This window comes from Methanobacterium bryantii (assembly GCF_002287175.1).
Taxonomy (GTDB): Archaea; Methanobacteriota; Methanobacteria; order Methanobacteriales; family Methanobacteriaceae; genus Methanobacterium_D; species Methanobacterium_D bryantii.
This window is the reverse complement of the sequence record NZ_LMVM01000012.1, coordinates 37,611-62,030: the sequence shown is the minus strand read 5'-3', so window position 1 is coordinate 62,030 and position 24,420 is coordinate 37,611. Positions and strand designations below refer to the sequence as shown.

18 protein-coding genes are annotated in these 24,420 nt (G+C 28.9%); 9 read left to right on the top strand and 9 right to left on the bottom strand.

Translation table 11 applies throughout. From position 1 onward, the window contains the following. Positions 1 to 184: 184 nt before the first annotated feature. From ASJ80_RS05790 to ASJ80_RS05780, 3 genes are all read right to left on the bottom strand, one after another. Positions 185 to 1,333: an orc1/cdc6 family replication initiation protein gene (locus ASJ80_RS05790; protein ID WP_069582080.1), complete on the bottom strand. Its 1,149-nt coding sequence runs from the start codon at positions 1,331 to 1,333 to the stop codon at positions 185 to 187. Between the two features lie 4,135 nt (positions 1,334 to 5,468). Beyond that, the gene (locus tag ASJ80_RS05785; protein WP_069582079.1) at positions 5,469 to 5,957 is read right to left on the bottom strand and encodes a DUF2299 domain-containing protein; all 489 of its coding nucleotides are present in this window, start codon (positions 5,955 to 5,957) and stop codon (positions 5,469 to 5,471) included. Positions 5,958 to 8,017: 2,060 nt separating this feature from the next. Beyond that, a complete protein-coding gene (locus tag ASJ80_RS05780; RefSeq protein WP_069582078.1) occupies positions 8,018 to 8,218 on the bottom strand; it encodes a DUF6602 domain-containing protein in 201 nt (66 codons plus the stop codon). Between the two features lie 83 nt (positions 8,219 to 8,301). Between ASJ80_RS05780 and ASJ80_RS05775 the strand changes: the two genes are divergently transcribed. Beyond that, the gene (locus tag ASJ80_RS05775) at positions 8,302 to 9,249 is read left to right on the top strand and encodes a cobalamin biosynthesis protein (protein WP_069582073.1); all 948 of its coding nucleotides are present in this window, start codon (positions 8,302 to 8,304) and stop codon (positions 9,247 to 9,249) included. A gap of 421 nt (positions 9,250 to 9,670) precedes the next feature. On the opposite strand, the gene ASJ80_RS05770 is transcribed toward ASJ80_RS05775, so the two are convergent. Together ASJ80_RS05770 and ASJ80_RS05765 are read right to left on the bottom strand one after the other, a co-directional pair. Then, complete coding sequence (locus ASJ80_RS05770) at positions 9,671 to 10,318, bottom strand: potassium channel family protein (RefSeq protein WP_069582071.1); 648 nt, start codon at positions 10,316 to 10,318, stop codon at positions 9,671 to 9,673. 398 nt (positions 10,319 to 10,716) lie between these two features. Further along, on the bottom strand, positions 10,717 to 11,103 hold the full coding sequence (locus ASJ80_RS05765; RefSeq protein ID WP_069582069.1) for a hypothetical protein: 387 nt from the start codon (positions 11,101 to 11,103) through the stop codon (positions 10,717 to 10,719). A gap of 266 nt (positions 11,104 to 11,369) precedes the next feature. Between ASJ80_RS05765 and ASJ80_RS05760 the strand changes: the two genes are divergently transcribed. The 4 genes from ASJ80_RS05760 to ASJ80_RS05745 all read left to right on the top strand — a co-directional run bounded on the left by ASJ80_RS05760 (position 11,370) and on the right by ASJ80_RS05745 (position 15,879). Further along, positions 11,370 to 12,251 carry a CPBP family intramembrane glutamic endopeptidase gene (locus tag ASJ80_RS05760; RefSeq protein WP_069582068.1) on the top strand — a complete coding sequence of 294 codons (882 nt, stop codon included), beginning with the start codon at positions 11,370 to 11,372 and terminating at the stop codon, positions 12,249 to 12,251. 538 nt (positions 12,252 to 12,789) lie between these two features. Then, positions 12,790 to 13,785, top strand: a complete 996-nt coding sequence (locus ASJ80_RS05755; protein ID WP_069582063.1) for a cobalt-precorrin 5A hydrolase — start codon at positions 12,790 to 12,792, stop codon at positions 13,783 to 13,785. 202 nt (positions 13,786 to 13,987) lie between these two features. Beyond that, on the top strand, positions 13,988 to 14,242 hold the full coding sequence (locus ASJ80_RS05750; RefSeq protein WP_069582062.1) for a UPF0147 family protein: 255 nt from the start codon (positions 13,988 to 13,990) through the stop codon (positions 14,240 to 14,242). Positions 14,243 to 15,012: 770 nt separating this feature from the next. After that, positions 15,013 to 15,879, top strand: a complete 867-nt coding sequence (locus ASJ80_RS05745; RefSeq protein WP_141705141.1) for a hypothetical protein — start codon at positions 15,013 to 15,015, stop codon at positions 15,877 to 15,879. 192 nt (positions 15,880 to 16,071) lie between these two features. Here ASJ80_RS05745 and ASJ80_RS05740 read toward each other — a convergent pair whose 3' ends face one another. Then, on the bottom strand, positions 16,072 to 16,671 hold the full coding sequence (locus ASJ80_RS05740; protein WP_069582057.1) for a class II aldolase/adducin family protein: 600 nt from the start codon (positions 16,669 to 16,671) through the stop codon (positions 16,072 to 16,074). A 111-nt stretch (positions 16,672 to 16,782) separates the two neighbouring features. After that, positions 16,783 to 18,273: a DNA-directed DNA polymerase II small subunit gene (locus ASJ80_RS05735; RefSeq protein ID WP_069582053.1), complete on the bottom strand. Its 1,491-nt coding sequence runs from the start codon at positions 18,271 to 18,273 to the stop codon at positions 16,783 to 16,785. A gap of 147 nt (positions 18,274 to 18,420) precedes the next feature. Between ASJ80_RS05735 and ASJ80_RS05730 the strand changes: the two genes are divergently transcribed. From ASJ80_RS05730 to ASJ80_RS05715, 4 genes are all read left to right on the top strand, one after another. Next, a complete protein-coding gene (locus ASJ80_RS05730) occupies positions 18,421 to 18,939 on the top strand; it encodes a hypothetical protein (RefSeq protein ID WP_069582049.1) in 519 nt (172 codons plus the stop codon). An 85-nt stretch (positions 18,940 to 19,024) separates the two neighbouring features. Further along, a complete protein-coding gene (cobJ, locus tag ASJ80_RS05725; protein ID WP_069582047.1) occupies positions 19,025 to 20,080 on the top strand; it encodes a precorrin-3B C(17)-methyltransferase in 1,056 nt (351 codons plus the stop codon). Positions 20,081 to 20,569: 489 nt separating this feature from the next. Further along, positions 20,570 to 20,908, top strand: coding sequence for a DUF488 domain-containing protein (locus tag ASJ80_RS05720; protein WP_069582044.1), 339 nt, complete (start codon positions 20,570 to 20,572; stop codon positions 20,906 to 20,908). 62 nt (positions 20,909 to 20,970) lie between these two features. Then, positions 20,971 to 21,609 carry a hypothetical protein gene (locus ASJ80_RS05715; RefSeq protein WP_069582038.1) on the top strand — a complete coding sequence of 213 codons (639 nt, stop codon included), beginning with the start codon at positions 20,971 to 20,973 and terminating at the stop codon, positions 21,607 to 21,609. Positions 21,610 to 21,958: 349 nt separating this feature from the next. On the opposite strand, the gene dapF is transcribed toward ASJ80_RS05715, so the two are convergent. Together dapF and lysA are read right to left on the bottom strand one after the other, a co-directional pair. Beyond that, complete coding sequence (gene dapF / locus ASJ80_RS05710; RefSeq protein ID WP_069582034.1) at positions 21,959 to 22,828, bottom strand: diaminopimelate epimerase; 870 nt, start codon at positions 22,826 to 22,828, stop codon at positions 21,959 to 21,961. Between the two features lie 276 nt (positions 22,829 to 23,104). Next, complete coding sequence (gene lysA / locus ASJ80_RS05705; RefSeq protein WP_069582031.1) at positions 23,105 to 24,391, bottom strand: diaminopimelate decarboxylase; 1,287 nt, start codon at positions 24,389 to 24,391, stop codon at positions 23,105 to 23,107. Between the last annotated feature and the right edge of the window lie 29 nt (positions 24,392 to 24,420).

Here is a 24,420-nt window from a genome sequence, read left to right as displayed (position 1 = left end):
CTAATTTTTAACTAATATACATCATTTATTTTTTTTATTTTAAAAACGCTAAAATACTAAACATTAATTTAATCTTAAGATAAATGCTCTAAAATATAATTAAGATACATTTCAAGTGAAAATAAGTTTTATGCTTGCGTTAATCCTTCTTTTTTTTATAGGCATAAAATAGAAAGTTATGACACTATGCGCTCCACATAGCATCCTCAAGAAGACTAATTTCACACTGTAAATCTATGATATTTGTTCGTCCTCTACCCCTACCTCTTGAGATTGTTTTAGTTGAAATAAGCCCTAGCATTTCTAATTCATTTATAAAGTCAAAGATTCGCCGGTAAGATACTGAATCTCCCTTGGAAACTTCTTTATAAACTTCATAGAGTCTTCCAGATGTTATTTCTTCTTTTCTTTTAGTAAGATAGAGTAATGATTCCAGAACTTTCTGCTGCTGGCTTGGTAAAGTCATTATGATATCAGTAACTTTGTTATGCTCAATATGGTCCTTTGCTTCCCTTACATAATCCTCAAATACAATGTCAGAACATTTTTCATCTGCAAGTTCACCTGAAGTCCTGAGGAGGTCCAGAGCATATCTAGCATCACCTTCTTCTTTTGCTGCAAGAGCTGCACAAAGTGGAATTACATCATCATTTAAGACATTGTCTCTAAAAGACAATGCGGCCCTTTCTTCCAGGATATCAACAAGTTGTTGAGCATTGTACGGTGGGAAAACAATCTCTCGATCACGTAAACTGCTTTTTACCCTTGGTTTTATGAATTTTTTAAAATCAACGTAGTTACTTATAGACGCAATTGCAACGTTTTCAGTTCTTGTAAGAGTATAAAGAAGTCCATCACCATCGTTTTTCAATAATATATCGATTTCATCAAGAAGAATAATTAAAATAAGGTCCTTTCCAAATACATTCTTTTTAAAAAGATTTCTGAATGATTGTATCACTTCAGCTTTTGTCCAACCTCTGTAAGGAACGTTTTGACCCATTTGCTGACATAGATGAGCTATAACTTGATATTCAGTTGTGTAATCAGTACATCTTACATACTCTACCCTTACATTAAGATTTTTGTCCTTTGCCATCTGTAATAATTGTTTTTTTGTAAATTTAGCTACTGCTGTTTTTCCAGTACCTGTCTTACCGTAAATAGTTATATCTGGTGGAGTGACGCTGTTTAAAGCTTCAATCCAATATTTAGCAACAGATCGGATCTGTTCTTCACGGTGAGGTAACTTATCAGGTAAAAATCTATGATCCAAAAATTTTTTGCACTTAAAAACAGTGTTTTTTTCACCGAGTTCTTCAAAGATGTTCATACTGACCACTTATTTATAGTTAAAAGAAGCCTTTAATTAATAATACTTCAAGCTTCAAAAGAATGATCGAAAAATATCAATACACTTGAAATCTTTCTCTAGTAAATTAAATTGTCACTCAACTCATATAAATGTTCAAACAGAGAGGTGCATTTCAAGTGTAAAATAATAAATTCAGCATTATTTGTATTAAAATTTCCTATTAGAAGGACATGCATTTCAAGTGTAAAAAAATCATAAATTAAAATTTTCATTTTGTAAGAGACATGCATTTCAAGTGTAAAAAACATTTTGAAGCAGATGTTGCCAGTTAAAATTAATAATTTAAAAAATAAAAGTATTAATAAATTATAAAATCAATATTTCGTAACTTTAAAACAAAATTCAAGCCTTTTAATAATATATTTTCTAATATAAACTACTTTTATTCAATATATATCAGATTTGAATTATTTAAATGGATTTTCTAGATCATGTTTAATTCGTAGATAATGAGACCTGCATTTCAAGTGTAAACAAATAATTCTTTAAAATATTTTGAAATTTTAATTTTGTAAGAGACATGCATTTCAAGTGTAACATTTAATTCATGAATTAATGAATGATTTTATGCAGAGATTCATTTCAACTGTATCAAATGTACAAAGATCAAAACAAATTTGCATTTTGTAAACATCCGACAATTAAAACATATTAATATTTAAATGCAGTGTAAATGATACTATATTGAAATAAAGTAGAAAAAATATCTCAAATTTAATTTAAATAAAAATATTTCAAGTATATTCTATACTTAATATAGAACTACATAATGGTACTGTTTCAAGTGTAATTCAAGAAGAACCAGGAATCATAATTAAATGTTTAAATAAAACATTAGAACAGTTTATATGCCAAAAAATAGTATTTTATGCATAATTTGAGATTATAAAAATAGTGTAGATGCAGGTACTATTTTAAGATTTAAATTAATTAAGATAAAATACACTATTTTAGAGCTGTTTAAGAGCATAAAATTAATTAGAATAAATTTAATACTATTTTAGGAATAATTTAAGAGTATAAAATCATTAAAGTAAGTTTAGCATAGCTTTAAAGATTAATTAAAGAGTATAAACTCAATTAAAATAATTTAATATTATTTTAAGTATATTTTAGAGTATAAAATTCATTAAAACAAATTTAAAACTATTTAAAGTACAATTTAAGAATATAAAACCAATTAGAATAAATTTAATACTATTTTAAGAATAATTTAAGAGTATAAGATTATTAAAGTAAATATAATTAATTTTAGGGATTAATTGAAGATTATAAACTTAATTAAAGTAATTTAATACTATTTTAAGAATAATTTAAGAGTATAAAATTAATTAAAGCAAATTTAATACTGTTTTAAGTATAGTTTAAAATATAAAATTAATTAAAGCAAATTTAGCATAGCTTTAAAGATTAATTTAATGGTACAAAATCAGTTGAAGTGGATTTAATACTATCCTAAAGATTAATTCAAGAACATAAAATTCATTGAAATAAATTTAACACTGTTTTAAGTATATTTTAAGGGTATAAAATTATTAAAGTAAATTTAACATAGTTTTAAGGATAATTTAAAAGTATAAAATCATTTAATAGTATTTTAAGGATTAATTCAAAATATAAAATTATTAAAGTAATTTAACACTGTTATAATGATATTTAAGGGTATAAAATTCATTAAAGCAAATTTAACACTATTTAAAGTATGATTTAAGATTATTTAAATTAATTAATATAAGATCATCATTTAAGTGTAATTTAAATTATAAATCAAATATCAATGCTATTTCAAGTAATTCAAGATTATAAACCAGTTACATCTACATTAGTTTAAATATAATCCAAAATTATGAATCAATTGAATTAAATTAGCAGTAGTTAAGCATAATTTAAGATTATAAGCTAATTAAAAAAAGATACAATATTTAAGTTTAATTCCTGATTAAATTAATTAAATTAAATGTCAGTACCATTTCAAGTGTAACTCAAAATTAAGGATCGATTTAAAATACATCAAATATTACAAATATAATTTAAAATTATAAATTAATTAAAGTTTATTAACATCCATTTCAAGTGTAAACTAAAGATATTTAACTAATTACTGTAAAATACACCATTTTCAAGTTTAACTCACAAAATTATGAACTAATTAAAATAAAGTTTATACTATTTCCAGTCTAATTTAAAATTATAACCTAATAAACATATCATACCATTTTAAGTGTGGTTTAAAATTATAGATTAATTGAAAATATCAGTATCATTAAATGTGATTTAAAATTATGTGTCAATTAAAAAATTGGATATAACTATAATTTAAGATTATAGATTTAATTAAAATAGATATCAGTACTATTTCAAGTGTAAATTTAGATATAAACAAATTAACGAGCATTTAATTGTAAATAAAATTAACAGCAGGTATTAAATTTAATATTGATATTTCAATTTATTTCAGTTTTTAAAATTAGAATAGGTAAATTATAAAACTATTGGCAGGATCTATGTAGTTTTAACAGCAGATAAACTCTACAATATTTTAATATAATTTAGAACATTACCTATATTTTAAAATAATTCAAATTATTAAAATTGATATCTGGAAATATGTAATTTTAAACCATATATTTAACATAAAAATAGATTAGAATTTTTTAAACTTATAACTGTTATTGAGCTTTTACGGCTTAAAAATAGATTAAAATTGATTATATAATATAAATTTCTTAAATAGTTGTTTAAATTGGATAAAAATAGATATAATTAATACTTAATTTAAAGGTCCTATAAAACTAAATGATTTATTTTATTATCTACTATAAAAACTTTATATTAAAATCATTGATTATATTTTATTTTTATATCCTTAAAATATATAAAATTACGATTAAAATGGTACTTTTGTTATTAAAGATATATTTAGCTTTATTTGATGTTATAACCTGTAAATAATTATAAATTAAATACCTGAAATATTCCTTATAATTAAAAAATCAGCTGAAATGAACTTAAATGTTGTATTTTTAACATAGATTTTATAACAACATACATTTCAACTGTAAACAAGTGTTTTATACATTAAACAGTAATAATTTAATATTTTGATATAAAAACTGTAGTACAGCTTGATTAATATAATCTAAACAGAATATCTAATCTTAGTTTGTTTAGTATTAATATTTATATAATTTAAATGCTTTGAATAAGTTTATTAAGGTTTATTGACTTTATACTGTATCTTAACCAAATTTTTTATCTTAAAATAAATATAAAAGGTATTTTTATGATTTAAATTAGTAATTAAAGATGATATGATGAAATTTACACTTTTTTTAAAGTAGTTTTATGAAAAAAAGATATTAAAACCAATAAAAAATTTTTACTTTACAAAGCTTATTTTATAATACACTTGAAATGCATGTCTTACTTACTAAAAATTAATTTTTGAGAAATTATTTACACTTGAAATGCATGTCTTGCTTTGTAACATGCAATCTAAAAAATAATTTTCATTTTTTTGTATTTGTTTTCAATGTTGGATTTCTCTTAAAACAGTTATGTTTCAAGTGTATTTTGTTAATCATGTGTTTCAACGTTTAAATTTTAAATTTAATCTTTTAATAAAATATTTATGAATATAATTTAAATTTTAGATTGTTTATACTGTTTTAACCGTAAATTTGATTATATTTTTTGTTTTTATACCTCAAAATTTGTTTTATTTTGACTACAATTTCAACTGTATCAAAATTTAAAAATTAAATTTATTTTGATGTTTTTCTATTCATGATCTAGCTATTTCATGATAAGTAATAGAATACTACCTTTGTTTTATTATCTAAGTTAGTAAATAGTCTCATGACATCTATTTCAAGTGTAACATATGTTTTAATTTTTGTTACAATACTTCCTGTTGATTGTATGTTTATACAGTAAAAACCCAGAAAAAATATATAAATCATGTAATTATAAGTTTTATAGTCATATTTTAATTTATAAATACATATAAATAATTTTAATTAAATTATAATTATATAAAACGCGCTAAAATAAAAATAAAGAATTTAAGTCTCTTAAAAAATGAATTTAAGAGTTATACATACATGTTATCCTGCTGAATACTTCCTTGACTCTCTTCTCCAAGTCCGAATTCTCTCTGTATTTTCCAGATTCCCTGTAACTTGGCCCTGAAGATCTTTTTTACAGTTGAAATTAACCTGTCCTTGTTCAATCCATCTTCAAAAATTTCTTCTGTAATTACAAAATTCTGTAAAATGTTGTCTGGATGCTGCAGCTGGAAATCAACGAACTGACTATTTAAAAGAAACCTTATATCCCAGATAAAATCTTCTCTTTTTTTACTTGATAATTTTTTAATCTCAGTTTGATGTTCTGGACTTACATTAGTTGCACATGCGATTAAAATCATATCATCTTTCCCTTTTGGCTGAATAATGTCTAGAACATGGCCTTCAGGGTAATTTATCATGAAATGAAAATTTGTATTATCATCAGGAACTTTTTGTCTGAAGAGACCTTCATCAGAGAGCCATTTTTGAACTTTACTTTCAATTTTTGACATTTTTTAACACCTACTTGCGTTTCAAGTGTAACTTGTACTTTAATAGTATACCCATATTTAATCCATGCTTAAAAAATCTATTTATTATATTAAAATTTGTCTAGTGAAATTTTTTTAAAAAAGTAACTTAAAATTTGTCTTGTTATAAAGTGTTTAGAAAAAAAATAATTGATTTAAATTTAAATTTTTTATTTTTATTTATCATAACCTTTATTTCAAGTGTAAAAGTGCTATAAATTTGTTAAAATTAGTTTAGTTACCTTTCAAGTGTAAGTTTAGTTTTTTGTCATTTCAACATGCAAATTTCAATTTATAGTTAAAGCGATAATGAATAATAAAATCAGATTTGAAACGCTTCTTTTTAAGTGTAGTGAACATGTTAAAATAACTAGAGTCGCGTTTCAAGTGTAAAATAACTATAAACATGTTAAAATTAGTTTAGTTACTTTGCAAGTGTAAAGTCTTTATAAATCTGTTGAAATTAGTTTAGTTACTTTGCAAGTGTAAAAGTGCTATAAATTTGTTAAAATTAGTCTAAGTTATTTTTTAAGTGTAAGTTTAATTTTTTTGTTATATTTAACATATAAATACTAATTTTAAGTATAAATCAACAAAAATCATCAAAATTAGGGTGAATAGATACATTTCAAGTGTAATATTTTAAAATATAACATTTAAAATTATTTAAATAATGTTTAAAGTGTTAAAATTAACATCATTATAAATTTAATGCTTAGAGCCAAGTTTAAAGTGTAAATTTAACTTTTTTTATCGTTTGACATATAAATGTGCTTTTTAACTATAAATAAATGAAATGCGTTGTAATTACTCTAAATAGATATATTTTAAAATGCAATGTCTTAAAATAAAACCTTTAAAATCATTTAAACCATGTTTAAACTATTAAATTTAATACTATTATGTATTCAGCACTTAAAGTTAAGTTTCAAGTGTAAATCGATAAAAGTTATTGATATTAATTTGAATAGGCACGTTTCAAGTGTAAAATTTAACTATACGAATTTTAAAATTATTAGACTTAAGTTTCAAGTGTAAATTTAATGTTTTTATTAATTTAGGTATTTAACAGTTTTATTTAAGGTATAGAGCAAATTTATTGTTTTATGTTAAATAGATCGATTTCAAGTGTAAATTTTAAAATATATAACTCTTAAAATTAGTTCAGTTAAATTTAAGTGTAAATTCAGATGTTTTATTGGATTCTGTAACTAACAGTTGTATTTCAAGTGTAAATCAATAAAATTTAGTGAAATTATGTTGAATAGATTGATTTCAAGTGAAAAAAAATAGGAGATATACTAAAAGTAATAGAGTTACTTTTCAAGTGTATTTACCTATATAGATTATTTTAACATCTAATAACTAAATTTCAAGTGTAAAAATTCTATAAAATATTTTTCACATTTATTGATGTAAATATGGCTATATCTTGCTTTTCAACTGATTAACATGTTCAGTTATAAAGATTGTTATTTTAGAATTTTAATTCTCCTAAATAACTATTAAAATTAAAATTAGGGATATTAGCTTGGTTAAAATAAATACTAGTCAATGCATAAAATAAAAGAAGTGAATGATTCGTTTGGACAACATAAAGATTAGATCCTGGCTTTGGAGAGCATCTATTTTTTTTATCATTTTTTCTATTACAAATGACTCATTTATAAGAACACAAATGGTATCTATCTTTGCGTGTTCTGACAAATTTTTAGCAATGTGTTTTTTATGTTCTGTTTCAGCTAATTTAACTAGATCAATAGAGTTATATGCAAAAATATAATAATTTAAAGGCCAATTTTCCCATTTTTTTCCTTACAATTTAGTTACATGAGTAACAGGACCATTTTCTTTAAAATAAGCTTTTTTTCAAGATTTTTGGCGCTTTCCATATTTTTAAATGCTTTATATAATTCTTTGGAATTTAAAAAGGCCTTAATTTCAATAACGGCATATGCACATCAACTGGTATAACTCGAATATCCCCACTACTGAAGAAAATGGGTGTTTTTGCTTTATCTGAAATAATTACATCAATTTGCCTAAAAATTTCCATTAGAATTAACAGGGAGTCCTGTAGCTGTATCTAATGATTCTGGCAAGTATTCTCTAAGAAACTTTCTAACAATTTCTTCATATGAGTTTCCCTTTAATCCCGGATGTTTTTCAATTGCTTTTTGCACTCTTTTAAAATCTGAACGCATAGTTTTAGATACTTCACCAAATATGCCTACGATATCCATATTTATTCCTTCGAAGAATATTAAATTATTCAAGAATATAAACTAATTTACAAAATTTCTATAAATAAATCTAGAGGAATTCAATGTATCTTCAACTAACTTTATCTATAATCATAATTGCAATAATCATCGATGTCATATTTGGAGAATTACCTGCAAAGATACACCCTGTAGTCTGGATGGGGAAAGTAATAGATTTTTTCAGGGAGTATCTTATCAACTACAGAAGTAAAATTTCTGGAATAATTTTAACATTCATGGCTGTAATGATTTTTACACTTGCAACCTATGTCTTACTCCGTCTGTCAGCATTCAATTACATATTATACATTTTAGTTTCTTCTATAATTTTATCCACTACATTTGCAATTAAGGTCCTATTAGGTTCTGCAGAAAATATGAAAAATGATATAGATAATAATATTGAAAAAGCGAGACAATCAATGTCTTATCTTGTAAGCAGGAATACAATGGAACTTAATGAAGAAGATCTGGTATCTGCAACAATAGAAACGCTAACAGAGAACATTACAGATTCTATTATAGCTCCTTTGTTTTATGCATTTATATTCGGAGTTCTTGGGGCTGTTGTGTACAGGGTTATAAACACGCTTGATGCTATGGTGGGCTACAAAACACCTGAAAAGATAAAAATAGGTTGGTTTCCTGCAAAACTGGATGATGTTTTGAATTTTATACCTGCAAGGATTACAGGAGTCCTTATTGTAATTGCAGCTGCGTTTTTAAGGTTAAACTGGGGAAATGCATATAAAATAATGAGGAGAGATGCAAGAAAACCAGACAGTCCAAATTCAGGATTTTCTATGGCTGCAGCAGCTGGTGCTCTTGATATTAAACTTGAAAAAATAGGTTATTATGAAATTGGAGATGAATTAAGTCCATTAACAACTGATAAGATTACAGAAGCAGTGTTACTGTCTAAACTAACGGTTTTATTATTTATTTTAGTTGCATGTATTCTGTTTGGTGTTTTTACAGTTTTGATATGCTATAGTTTCATTTGTTTGTGAATTGTAATCTATTTAATATTTAGATTCTTTGCTATACTCCTTTCACATATTTATGATTTTTTAAGAGTATACTGTAATTAATTAACTTGATATCTTATTTTTATCTTCTTTTGAGAATGTATTTTAATTTTTAATGATTTTAGCTTGAATATATTTATATAACAATTTTTAAAGTAAATATATGGATTATTATCTTTTATTAATAGGTATATTCCTGATTATAGGGGCAATTTACTATATGCTCAATGAATTTTATAAAAAAGAAGCCAGAAAAAAGAAGTTTATAATGATAATATGGTATGTTTTCATTTTATACATTGGATTTTATGACTTGTTTAAAAGTTTAGGCATTAATGTGTTTAATCATTTATTTTAACTCATTTAAGCTTATTAAATCATATTTAAATGTATATTATCTTTTTTATGTGAATAAATCTATAACTTTTTTTATAGACCCTGTTTTTGCAAGGATCGAGATTTTAAATCCTCTTTCAAGGACAGTATCCATCATTGGAATTGTTATCTTCCCATTTTCATGCAAGGACACTATGATATAGTCCCTGGTTGGACTTATATCACCTATTTTTTTACCAATAACTTTGTTATTTTCTACACTAACATCAAGTAATTCTGCGTCCCCTTTCCCTAAAACAACAAGATCTGCTATTTTTGGCCGTAATATTATTTTTTCAAGGTAACTGGCTGCAGTAAGCTCAGGACTTATCGCAAAATCAATACCTGCGTTTTTAAATGCTTTTGCATGGGTATGATCGCTTATTCTGGTGATAATTTTAGAAACATTATAATCTTTAACAAGAATACACGCCAGCAGGTTTGTTTCATCATTTCCAGTGGCTGCCACAAAAACATCTGCACTTTTTATATCTGCTTCTTCAAGTGTTTTTGTATCGGTGCCGTTACCACAGATAATCATAGCATCCAATTCTGAAGCAGCTTTTGAGCATAATTCTTCGTTATTTTCAATGAGTGTAACGTCCTGCCCATCTGAAATTAAAAAGGATGATAAGTTAAGTCCTACTCTTCCCCCGCCCATTACTATTACGTACATGGATACACCAAGATATAATTCTAAATAAATCTCGATTGTGAATTTTTATTTACCATTACCCATACGCTTTTCTTAGCTAAGTATTAAATTTATTTGCAGATGTAATATATTTTACTCTTTTCTATATTTGAAAAAAGTTTCAAAGAAGACTATTTAAGATTATTAATAGGGTTAATTTTAATTTTACCTATTTATTCATGTTTATATGATATATAATGGTTTAATTTTTGAAAAAAGAGAATATATAATAAATAAATTAAAATTAGGATGGTATTAGTTAATTATTTTAAAAATTAAGTTGTTGTAAAGCATATAAATAAGCATTTCTTGAGATTTATATCTTGTTAATGGTCATTAATTAATTTTTACGAGTCTAAAAAAATAAAAATTTAGAATGGTTAAGATGTCATTGATCTTAACACATATTTAAAATAGGAGAAATAGAACTTGTAAACGCTCCAAGAAGTGTAGATATATTTTGTATTATATGAATTACCCCAGTCAGTACGTTGAAGAACAGTCATTTTGATTTTATTAGATGAAGGCTTAGTTAAATCAATCTGCAACTTTCCATCCTTCCCATTCTTATATTTAATATAAACATAGGTTCTATAATGAGATGCACTAATTTTGTAAGTAACATGTGTCATAGACCCGTAACAATGAAATTTAGTGCTGTACACATTATGCGTGTTTTTATCTACTGATGTAGCTGCTGATGCAGGAGAAGCTAAAAGTAAACCTGCAATTAGCAAAATTCCAACTATTAATATTTTTTGTTTCATAATATATCCCCCTTTCAATAGCAATATTTTTAACAATTCATATTTAAATTTTTATTAATTAGAGCATAAATGAGCAAACAAATTTAAAAAAAATTGCTTTTAGATTACTTTTAATTATAATTATTTAAATTTTTTTTAATTCATCACAAATAAGATTAAAAGGCATGTTATTTATTATGAAATGCTTAATATTAGTGAATTTATGTAAGAAAAGTTTATTTAAGAGATAATTCAATATTTGGTTTGCTAATAAAAGGTGATATATAATGGAAACATTTCTTGATCAAGCTCGTAAAGGTAAAACAAGTTTAATAAGGTATATTATTGGAATATTTATTATTTATTTTTTTATTTATATTGTTGGCGCTGCAGTACAATTCATCGTTGCAATGGCCTTTGGATCATCAGTTAATCTTGGAACACTTAACATCAGTTCAATCACTCCGCTGGCCTATTTTGTGGTTACCATGTGTCCTGCAATTTGTGGAATAATTGGAGTGTTCATAAGCGTCCGTTATGTGCATCAAAGACCATTTTCTACACTTATAACTCCATTTAAAAATATCAACGTGAAGCCTATTCTCTATGGGTTTGGATTTTTTTTCCTGCTTTTAGTCCTTTCAGATGTTCTTTTATATGGATTGAACCCATCAAACATCCAGTTTAATGGTAGTAATATTTCGCAGTTCTTGTACTTCCTGCCATTTATTTTAGTGTTGATACCACTTCAAACTACTAGCGAAGAGCTCACTTACAGAGGTTACTTGATGCAGGGAACCGGGCTGTTAACCCGAAATTTTTTAGTGCTAGCACTGATAAATGGTATTTTATTCTTATTACCTCATATAGTAAACCCTGAAATCAGTGCAGGTGGAATTCTAGCAATGGTTTATTATGTAGTAGTTGGATTCTCCTTAGCATTTATCACTCTTAAAAGTGGAACACTAGAGCTAGCTATTGGTATGCATGCTGCTAATAATATCTATGAATCGGCTATCATTCATCCTCAAGCTTCAATTCTGCAAACACCATCGCTATTTACCCAGGCAGCAATAGATCCGGCCTATGAACTCATAAGTATCGCAGTCATAATGATCATATTTTATCTAGTAACATTCCAGGTTAAACCCGAATGGAAAAGGTGTTAAACCTTTTCCCATCTCTTTATGGTAATTAATTTAATTTTTATTTTTCATAACTGTTATTTAGTGTTTCATTAATCCAAAAAAGAGAAAAAATATAAATATTTTTTTAAATATATGCTTATAAATCTTTTATATTTGATAATAATATTATAACTGCCGTAATTTTGATTTTAAAAAAATTAAATGGTTATTTTCTTGAAGACGTGATTTGTAACAGATTACTCACTTCTAGCTGATATTCAGCCTTTTTTTCTAAATAGTTCTTCATCACTATTAACATCAATAAGTTCATCAAATTTATCGAGATGTATTTATTTTTTTAATGTCGATTAAATTTTTTCGCCTTTTTAAAAACTTAAATTAAAAAGTGCTATAATTAAATTAAACTGCCATTTAAATGCCAAAATTGAGTATATTATGAAATTTTAAAGTTGTATGATGTTACTCCATACCAAACAGTATTTTAATGTAGAAAACTTATTTTATATATGATATTTGTTTAGAAGTTACATTCTAATTGAAGTAAAATGGAGATTTTTCTTTGAAAATTGCAATAATCACCATAACCAAGGATTCTCAGGATCTTGCATCTAAAATTCTGGAAAATCTTGCAGGGGATCCTACAATAACCAGCGTGGATATATTCCACAAAAACGTTAAAAAGACATTAAAATCTGTATTCAGCAAATATGACTGTATAATTGGCATAATGGCATCTGGAATTATGGTAAGAAATATTTGCGGATTACTTGAAAGTAAACTGGAAGATCCTGCAGTCCTGGTCATGGACGACGCTGGAAAACATGTTATAAGCTTACTTTCAGGTCATTTTGGCGGTGCCAATGAAATTACAAAGAAAATTGCAGAAATTACCGGCGCCGACCCAGTTATAACAACAGCTACAGACGTACATGGTAAATTGGGGATAGATTCACTTGCAAAAAAATATTATCTGAATATTAAAAATCCTGGAGGAATAAAAAGTATAAATTCTGCTTTAGTCAGGGATGAATTTCCTGAACTATTTGTTCCGTTAAGGCTTAGCTTTATTTCAGATGATCCTCAGGTTAAATCTTCTTACAATTTGGTTGAGTCCGGTGAAAATAATTTAAAAGTATTATTTGAAGATACTGAAATTATTTTAAAACCTAAAAAATTCGTGGTTGGTGTAGGTGCACGAAGGGACATTTCAAAACAAAATGTTGAAGGTGCAATTACGAGTGCAATGAGTGCTCTTAAATTACCAGTTGCAAGAATTGATGTGATTTCAACAGGTGAAATGAAAAGGAATGAGGAGGGTATAATTGAAATGGTTTCTGAATTTAATATGCCCCTTGAAATAGTTCCTTTAGATAAATTAAAAAAATTTAACTATGATGGATATTCAAAATCATCATTTGTTAAGAAAAAATTTGGTATTTATGGAGTTTGTGAGCCTGTGGCTTTAATAACTGCTGGAAGAAATTCTAGGCTTGTATTAAAGAAAACAGCATTTAATGGGGTTACTGTAGCCATTGCTGTGGCTTCTAAAGGCTAAAAAATTAAATTTGTGTCAGTATAAAGCAGGTTGTATTACTTTCCATATGAAGTTCATAGGGGAAATCTTAAATTTTTCAAATTCAAATAGAAACAGGTGAATTATTGAAATACCAAAAGGTTTTTAGTTTATCAAATATAAAAAATAATAGTTAGATTATTTTATGAATTCTTTTATCTAAAAATATTATGGAGGTCACATTATGAATGAAGAGGCATTTGATCGTGTTAATCAGATATTACAACATATAATGGAAGATACAAGCGTTCCTAGGAATATTAGGAGAGCAGCAGAAGAATCTAAGGATATATTGGCAAAAGATGAAGAAGAACCTACTATCCGTGCAAGTACTGTAATTTCAATACTTGACGAAATTAGTAATGATCCAAATATTCCAATACATGCAAGAACCCTTATATGGAATGTTTTAAGCGAACTAGAGTCTGTTAGGGACTGAATTTAATTTTAAATAAATATTAACTTAATTTAGCTACTTTTGATTGATGTCAGCATAGATAACTTAAGGTTATTTTCAGCTGATATTTTCTCAAAACTTTCTTTTTTAGATCTATGTCATATTTCACTTTTAATTTTTAGTTTAAGTGAATTATTTATCTTTTAAACATTGTAGATCTGTAATTAATTTAATAATCTAATTTGAGTTAGTGTTCTTTTTTGAATAAATTGTAAAGTTGAAAGTAAATTAAGGTTTTTAGAAGGCATTATGTAAATTAATTATTTTCTCTAATTTTAAGTCCAAAATTTTAGACTTTATTTTACTATTTGTCAGTATATTTGGTCCGAGACTTGGATTTTATTCCACTGTTTTTGTTAGTATTTAGTCTGAGATTTGGATTTTATTTTACTTCTTTTGTCAAATATTTAGTCCCATTTAGGTTTATTCTACTTTCGTATATTTAGTCCAAATTTTAGACTTTATTTTACATAGTTCCTGTCATATTGGTCCAAATTTTAGACTTTATTCTGCTAATTCCTGCCAATATATTTAATTCAAATTTTGGATAATATGACTTTGTTTCTATCTATTCAGTTATAGCAATATTAATTTTGTAAAATGATCTTATATAAATCTTATTTATCACTTAAGAGCAATATTGTCTTAATAGAACAATTAATGGGCGTTAATACACCGTTAAAATAGTTAAGATTATATACTATGAAACTTATTAATCAAAATCATGAATTGTTATAATTGGATGTGATAATGTGAAAGTATTAATGGCAATTTTTCTTGTAATCTTGATGATGGGAGTGGCACCAGCATTTGCAGTAGATTCCCCTGCAGATCAGCAAACTGTCGTTTCTACAGCAGTTAAACAAACTAATAGTGATATTAAAGATGTATCTCAAGTATTAGATTCATCTAATACTGATATGGTAACTTCATTTGATGTTTCAGATCCAGAAGATGAAGATAGTGGTTATATTGATGGATATGACGATGATGGTAACTATATTGGTAATTATACAGTGATAGATCCATCAGATTTAGAATGTATACCCGATGATCAGCTGGATGAAACTGATGATTACACCGTTAGTTCATTTAATATTCCTGGTGAAGATATTGAGTACATAGACGAACTATATAGCAATAATATGGCTGACTCTGCAAGTATGGATGAATTTGATGATGAGGGTAATGATTTGTTGGAAGTATTAGATACTGTTGATGAAGGCACTGATTATCTGGGTGATGTATCAATTCCTTCATATGAAAATGATAATTTTGATGAGTTAAACGCAAATGATCAGTTTGATGAAGACGGATATGATATGTTCACGGAATTAAACCTTGAATTTGGATATGATGGCCCACATGATATAGATCAATTAAATGAGAGTCAAGATGAAGGTGTAAATGAATTAGATAATGGTAATTTTACTGTAATTGACTCATCAGATGTTCCATTATCTGAAGATACATCGCAGATAAGTACAAATGTATCCGCCAATTGTAAACCCCTAATTGTAACCATTGTTAATGGTTTGTGTGGAGTAGTACAGGCAACGCTAGAAGAATTAGGTAATGTATGTATGATATTGGGAAATGAGCTTGAAACAATATTCTAGATCCTAACTATTGTATATCCCAGATTCACCCGCCGTTACTACGAAAGATAGGATATCTAGGTTGAAAGCGAATTCCATACCAAACAAAAAAAAAACATGACTTAATTAACTCCACATGGCAGAGAACTTTCTCCGTTCTCTGCCTTATTTTTAATAATTTAAAATGAAAAAATTATTGAATTAATTTTAAAATTAGACTGATGTATCAGAATTTAAGCTTAAAGTGTGTGCGATATACTGTATTTTAGCAATATCTTCTATAAATTCAGCAAGAAGAGTTGCTTCATCAAGATTGACACCTGCAGCAACTGTTCCATGGTTTTTCAGTACCACCGCATCGTTGTCTTTCATCATGAAAGCGGTGTTTTTAGCAAGTTCTTCGCTTCCTGGTGATGCATACTTCACATATGGAATATGAGGAGTTTCAATAGGTCCAAATCCTTCTAATCTTTTTAATTTTTTACCTGACATTGAAAAACCAGTTGCAAATGGCGAATGTGAATGTACAATACTATTTATGTCATCTCTTTCCCTATAGATTCCAAGATGCAGAAAAGTCTCCATAGATGGTTTTTTATCTCCCTCAAGCACATTTCCATCCATATCTATTATGATGATATCATCTGCTTCTACGTTTCTTTTGGCAATACCGCTTCTTGTAATTGCAATTTTTGATATTCCTTCTTCATAAAATCTACAGCTTATATTTCCAGATTTTCCAGGTACAAGTCCTTTTTTGTAAACATAATGTGAAGTATCAACTATTCCTTTTATAATTAGGTTTTTATCCATTTAAATCACTTGAATGTAATGTTTTTCTATTTATAATTTATTAAGTAGCTATTTCCTATTTTAAAAATTTAATCAATGAGAATAATAAATTTATGTGAAACTATTTCACATTTAAGCAAATTTTAAGAGTTTAAATGAGCCCCTATGTATCACCGGAACTTCTGCACATGTTGGCACGATGTTGTAAATTTTCTGAAACTCTGTCTGGGACTGGAAGGTTCCTGAATTTATCAGGTGGATACCTTTATGCCGTTTATATGCATTAATATGCACATGCCCTGTATGGAATATATCTGGAACTTCTTTTATGACGAGATGATCTTCATATTCTGATGCAAGGGGGGTTCTTTCCCCATATATGGGTGCTAAATGCCTTTTTTCTATAAGTTCAGTCATTACCAAATCTGTCCGCTGGTGGGAAAACCCTTTGACAGACATCGCCATATCATCGAAGCTTCTTCCATGATATATAAGTGTATTAATCCCATCTAAACTTACAACTCCGGGATTACTTACAAATTCTGCATTTTTAAGCTCGTAAAGGGACTTGGCGTATGTTTCTGGAAGGGCAGGTTGTGGCTCGGCTAATCTTACTGCGTCGTGGTTTCCAGGGGCTATTACTATTTTAATGTCACTTCGGATATCTCCAAGAAGTCTTGCAGCTTCGTCGTACTGTTCATAAATATCTTTTATAGTGAGCTCTTTTTCCTGGTTGGGGTATATACCAATTCCATCAACTGTATCTCCACCCAAAACTAGATATTTAACATCGTTGGCGATTTCTTGCTGGTTATCATCACCAAAATCTCCGTTTATCCATTTTATGAATCTATTAAATGCATCTTCAAGAAAAGTAGAACTGCCTATGTGGACATCAGAAATAAAAACTGCTCCAAAATCCATGGGTTTTTCACCGATTCTTGGAACTCCGGGCTGTATAATATCTGAGGCTATTACTAATGTTCCTTTTTTACTTCCAATTATGCCAATAACTTCATCTCTTACAATTTTCTCAGCTTTTTCATAGAGTTGACCACTTTCGTTATGTACAAGAACACTAGTACTTCCAGTCTCATCCTCTAATTCTATTATTTTATGGCTGTTTTTAGTGTTTTTGATGTCATTTACCATTCCTATTATTTTGATGACCTCTTCGCTCTTTCCTATTTTATTAATAGGGCGGTGATCCTTTAATTCCCTTCTTTTATTTAAAATATTATGTAATTGTTCATATCTGCTGTTAAAATAAGTAATAAAGTCCTTAACTTCCCCACTTGTATATGATTTCTTAGTGGTGTCCTGAATCACGTGAAAATCGAAGGGCATTCCAGTTTGGAATTTACTCTGGGAAACAGGGGGGTTTATATCCGCATTCTCTGGGATAATTTCGTTATTTATTTCTTCTTTTAAACCATTTTTTTCCAGGTATTGATCCAGAATTTCTTCAGTTAAAACAATTATATTCTGATTCGAGTACACTATATCTTCTATTAATGATTCTGTGAATTTAATTGAATTTTCTTGAGTTATTATGCGTTCATATGCTTTATCGTTTATTAAAATGTTGGCATTGGTGAACTTTAAAATGATATCATCGCTCATGACTACCCCGTGCAAAGCTTTTTGTATGTATATTTATAACATCATATTATAATATTAATCTAATTTAACTCACAAAACTAAGTTAATCAATTTTAAAAATTCATGTTAAGAAAGTATACTAAAATAAATTATTTAAGGTGATAAAATTTGCCAAGGATTATAAAATTTATATTTTTCCTTTTACTCTTCGGGATAATTTTTGAAGCAGGACTTTTAAGCTCATATACCATAGTAACTTCCCAACCCCCTGATGTTGGAAAAGTTATAGATATGCAGGTCAGTAAATTAACTGCTATTTGGGACAGTATTGGCATCGGTTCAAAGGTCAGCATTACTAAAACATACAACGTTACAAATGTAGATGGTGTTTCTCAGGCTCTTAAGAGCAAAACAAAGCTTGATGGAATTAATATCGATACGATCTCTGCTGTAATAATTAGCTCAAGCGGCGGTAATGTAAATGTGACTATTACGGCAACTGGATATAAGGAAAATGAAACAACTGCAAACAGTTCAAATACTGCTTTTACAAGCGGACAAATAGTAATAAGTCCAAGTGCAACCTATAACTTGACTGCAACGGCAACTGGAGAACAGAAAACAAAAGGTATAGCAGTGGATGTTAACACTCTCAAGATAACATCACTTAAGCAAATAAAATCTTAAAATAGAAGAATTAGTTTAAGTTTTAACTTAAACTAACTATATTTTTTTATAAAAAATAATTAATTGTAGTAAACATGGTGATTCAATGATCAGCGTTATAGGCATAGGGCCTTCCCGAGAAGACATGAGTATAAGGGCTTTAAATGCAATTAAGAACTGCGAAGTTATAATTGCTTACAAAGCTTACATAAAACCCATAGAAGACCTGCTTGATGGAAAAGAAATAATTAAAAAGGGAATGGGAGATGAAATAGAGCGGGCTGAAATAGCTATACAAAAGTCAAAGGAAGGTAAAAATGTTGCAATTATAAGTTCTGGAGATCCTGGCGTATTTGGAATGGGGAATGTTGTTTTTCAATTAATTGGCAAGTACAGTGATATTGAAGTGGAAGTTATACCTGGCGTAACTGCAGCAACCTTTGCAGCGTCCAAACTTGGGGCACCTCTCCATGATTTTGCAGTTATAAGTTTAAGTGATATTTTAACTCCTTTATCTGAAATAAAAAGGAAGGTAGAGTTTGCATCAAAAGGGGACTTTGTAATTGCCATATACAATCCAATGAGCAAGACAAGGAAAGAACCATTTAATGAAGCTTACAGGGTCTTACTTGAAAATAAAAAACCATCCACTCCTGTTGGGATAGTAAAAAGTGGAGATAATAGAGTAGATACTACAGTAACAACACTTGGAGAACTTAAGGATCATGAAATAAACATGTCCACAACTGTAATTATCGGAAATTCCATGACTTATGTTCAGGATGGATATATGATTACTCCACGGGGCTATATGATCCGATCAGATATACATCCACTTTCAAAGGAGTTTTATGAACGCTTTTTAGAGGGCGAAATAGTTGAAGGTCCAAATTTAGAATGTGAATATTATCCCTGTCATGAGGAGGGACAGAGCTGTACCTTCTGTTACTGTCCGTTTTATCCATGTGGAGATAGTTCTACTGGAGGTAAATGGATAAAAGATAAAGGTGTTTGGAGCTGTGAAGACTGTACGTGGATACATAAAAAAGAAGTGGTGGACTGTATCCTGGAGAAATTCCCGGAAATTGTTAAGGAAGTATCTGACCTCAAAAAAAGAAAAAAAGATCTTTTGAAGTTGAGAAGGGAATGTATTCAAAAATAGGATAATTTAACATATATTACTTTTTATTTTTGATTCAGTATTTTTAAAATTGAATTTTTTGTCTTTACTTGCCTTAATTAAGGTAAAGGCTAATTTACCATTTTTTTAATTATATGTCATTAAATGTAGTTTTTAAGTTGTATTTTGTTTTGTATATTTCTAGAATTCTTTTAAATGGAAAAATCAATGGCAAGTGTTAAAATTAGAAATTTTAACAGCAGTCGAAAAACAAAGCATGTAAACACTCCGTGTTTGCTGTGTCAAATCTCAGATTGGACAATATTCGAAAATTTTCAATTTTTCGGGGGGTCAAAACTATAAAGTTTTGACAGTTAAAAAAACTTATTATTAATTTTAACCATAGTATTAAAAGTGATAAAATGATAAAGATAAAAAGGGCCTACAAAACTTCAAAAATCACAGATTTTTGGTGTAAAGAAACGAAGTTTCTTTAACTCTTGGTTTTGTGGCCGCAAAAATCTACGATTTTTGCAGGCTTATGAGTCATCCAGTGAAGAAGATGATGAATTTAGAATTCTCGTTGATAGGATCTGGCCTAGGAGAGTATCCAAGGAAAAGGCAAATCTAGATACCTGGATGAAAGAGATTGCACCAAGCAATGATCTAAGAAAATGGTTTGCGCACGACCCTAAAAAATGGAAAGAGTTTGAAAACAAATACAAAGATGAGTTAAAAGACAAAGGTGAGCTAATTAATGGAATAAAGGGAATAGAAAGAGATAAAGGTAAAGTAACTTTAATTTACTCTGCAAAAGATAAAGAACACAATAATGCAGTTGTGCTTGAACATACACTCAGAAAATTATAGTTATTTTAATATAAAAAATCAAAATTTTTCTGTTTCTTTACCTATAGCTTGTTGGTGATATCATGAGTGAAAAAATATTGATAACAAATCTTAAAAGTAAAAATAATATTCAAGATGCGGTGTCTGAAGTTAAACCTGATAGGATGATAATTATATCATCCAAAAAAGCGAAATTCCGGGATTTTGAGGTTAAAACGGATTATATGAAGATAAAAAATCGATTTGAAGATATTATCCATAAAGCTAATGCAATTTTAAATGATGAGGATGATTTTTCAATTATAGTTAGGCCAGATAGAACTGGTGTGTATCTTTTATGGCTTGCCCAAATGCGTTCTTTAAATCCAACATATGTACTAAGCCATGGGGAACTTCAGCAGCTTCCTATCATCCCTGCAGGCGCGCTTGGCGAGAAGGAGAGTGAAATATTAAAATTAGCCGACTGTCATGGATTTATTGATTCTAAGTCTGTTAATAAAGAATTTGGGATTACAAAAGACAGTGCAAAAGAGTACTTAAAGAAATTATCTGATGTAGGAATTTTAAAGTACTTTGAAACAAAAGAATTTGAAGCTGGCGAGGAGAAGGCGCATGCTTATTACAGTACAGACCTTCTAGAAAAAGGAAAACAGACTGAAGACTTATATCTAATGACAGAACTTGGAAGGATAATGGTTTATATGGCATTAACCAGTGAATAATCTATTAAAATACATTTACACTAAAATAAACATTAAGGCTAGATTTAAGTATCTGGATTAAAAAGCTTATACTAGAAAATAAATTAAAAATCAGGGAATTTAAATTCTAAAATTAAAGGATAAGAGCTTTTTGTATAATTAAAGCTCGATTTCCATAATTTTGATATGCAATAGAACTTAAAGATTAAGTTCTATTATCGTGGCAAAATTTTCAATTGTGACAGTCCATTGGAATTAAATATTAATTCCGATGATCTTATCTAAATTCGAAGAATTTGGATAGCAATAAAAATTAATTTTTAATTTTTATTATCTTGGCAAAATTTTCAATTTTGCCAGTCCATCAAAACTAAATCTTAGTTTTGATGATCCCGTCAAAGACTAAGACAGCGTCCCCTTCCATGAACGCGCCTAATGTCCCATTGTTCTCGTAGACATTTATTTTAAGATCTCCACCTGGAAGATGCACCAGAACGTCATTATCAAGTTTTCCAAGCTTAAATCCAGCTAATACGCAGGAAGTAGCTCCAGTACCGCAGGCAAATGTCACGCCGGCGCCGCGTTCCCATGTGATCATGTCTATTTCGTTTTTACTTAATATTTTCACGAAATGCACGTTGATTTTCTGTGGAAATGCCTCATGTGCTTCAATTACAGGACCCATTTCATTTAGAGGCACATCATCAAGATTATCAGTAAATATCACGGCATGGGGGTTTCCAACACTTACGGTACTCATTTTAAGCGGATTTCCACCTACAACTAATTCGTCATCAAGAAACTCTTCTTTATCACTTGTCATTGGAATCTCTGATGTTTTAAAGGTTGCGTTACCCATATTAACCTTTGAAGATGCTACTTTTCCATCTTTGATGCTTAACTCTACTTTTTTAGTTCCGCCGAGTGTTTCAACATCTATATTTTCTTTATTTATAATCCCTTTGTCATATACAAACTTGGAGAAGCATCTTATTCCATTTCCACACATTTCAGCTTCAGAACCGTCTGAATTAAAGATTCTAAACCATATATCTTCAGATGCAGATGGAGTAACAAATATAACTCCGTCAGCTCCAATTGAAAAACCGCGTCTGCATATTTCTGCTGTAATTTCTGATTTTTTATCCTCTGGAATAATTTCTTCCTCTGTTTCATCGATTACAATGTAATCGTTTCCAAGTCCATGCATTTTTGAAAATTTAATCTCTTTTAAACTCATTACTTAAGCCTCGTTAGATCAATAAGATTTTTTTTTAGTTTTTTTGGATGGATACCTGTTTTTTGAAAGTTTAAGGAACATTTATTTTAAACCCTAAATATAGGTTTTTGAAGCGTTAATTTAAGTTATGGCGCGTAATGCATTTCATAGTCTTTATTTTAAAAGCTTCACAATAATTATACATCAATTTAAGTCTTGGGCGCTTCCATAACTCATGTACCTAATTTAAAAGCTTTACAATAATTTTTCTTTTAGTTAATGTACAGTAATCTGTATCTATTTTAAAAGCCTTACAGGCACATTCTGTTTTGTAAGGACATCTGCAAAGGTTTCCCTCTCTCTTATAACTTCGCTTTCGCCGTCAGTTACAAGCACTTCCGCAGTTTTTGGGCGTGAGTTGTACTGTGATGACATTGAAAATCCGTATGCTCCTGCATTTAAGATCGCAAGAATGTCACCTTCTTCAACTTCAGGTAATGGCCTGTCCCTTGCAAATAGATCTCCAGATTCACACACATTTCCAGCAATGTCTATATTCTGGGTAGCTTCTGCTTCTGGCTTGTTTGCAACCACGATGTGGTGGTATGACCCGTACATTGAAGGGCGTAAGAGAGTGTTAAAACCAGCGTCTACACCTGCAAATTTCCTGTAGCTCTGTTTTATGGTATTTACTTTTGTAAGGAGTGTTGAAGCGTTCCCGACTATATATCTACCTGGCTCTAGGTACATTGTAGGTTTTCCAAGGTTGTACTCGTTTAATTTGTTTTTAAAGAGGCCTACAATTTCTTTTGAAAAGTGGTCTATGTCAAGTTTATTTTCATGCGGCTCGTATGGAATACCAAGCCCGCCGCCGAAGTCTATAAATTCAAATTTAACTCCTGCTTCTTCGTGTACTTTTCCTGTAATGTCCATCAATGTTTCAACTGCAAGCATGAATGGTTCTGGGTCAAGTATTCCAGATCCTATGTGAGTGTGAATTCCGACAGGTGTAAATCCAAGGTCCTGTGCTAAGCTGTAAACATCTGCTGCTTCTTTTTCCATAACACCGAACTTAGATAGTTCACCACCAGTTATGCAGTGTTCGTGGTGTCCAGCACCTACCATTGGGTTTACCCTGAATGATATTCTGACTTTTTCAGGATCTGTTAATTTTGACAGCCTTTTAAGGGCTGAAATTGAATCCAGGTTGATTGTAACGCCTGATGATACTGCGAATTTAAGTTCTTCATCAGTGACGTTGTTCCCCGTGTATAAGATCCTTTCAGGTTCAAACCCGGCAAGGAGTGAGGTATACACTTCTCCAGGGGACACTGCGTCAATACAGCTTCCTTCCTGTTCCAGTATTCTCATTACTGCAAGGTTTGTGTTAGCTTTACAGGCGTAAAATATTTTAAAGTCTTCGTACTGGCTGGAAAATGCGTTGTACAGCCTGTTGTAATTATCCCTTATTTTCATCTCGTCTATGACGTAAAGAGGGGTGTCATATTTTTCTGTGAGTTCTACAGCATCTGCTCCACCGATGCTTAAATTTCCTTTTTCATTTGTTTTAAGATCAAATTGCATTTATAATCTCTCCAAAAGTCTTGGGGTTC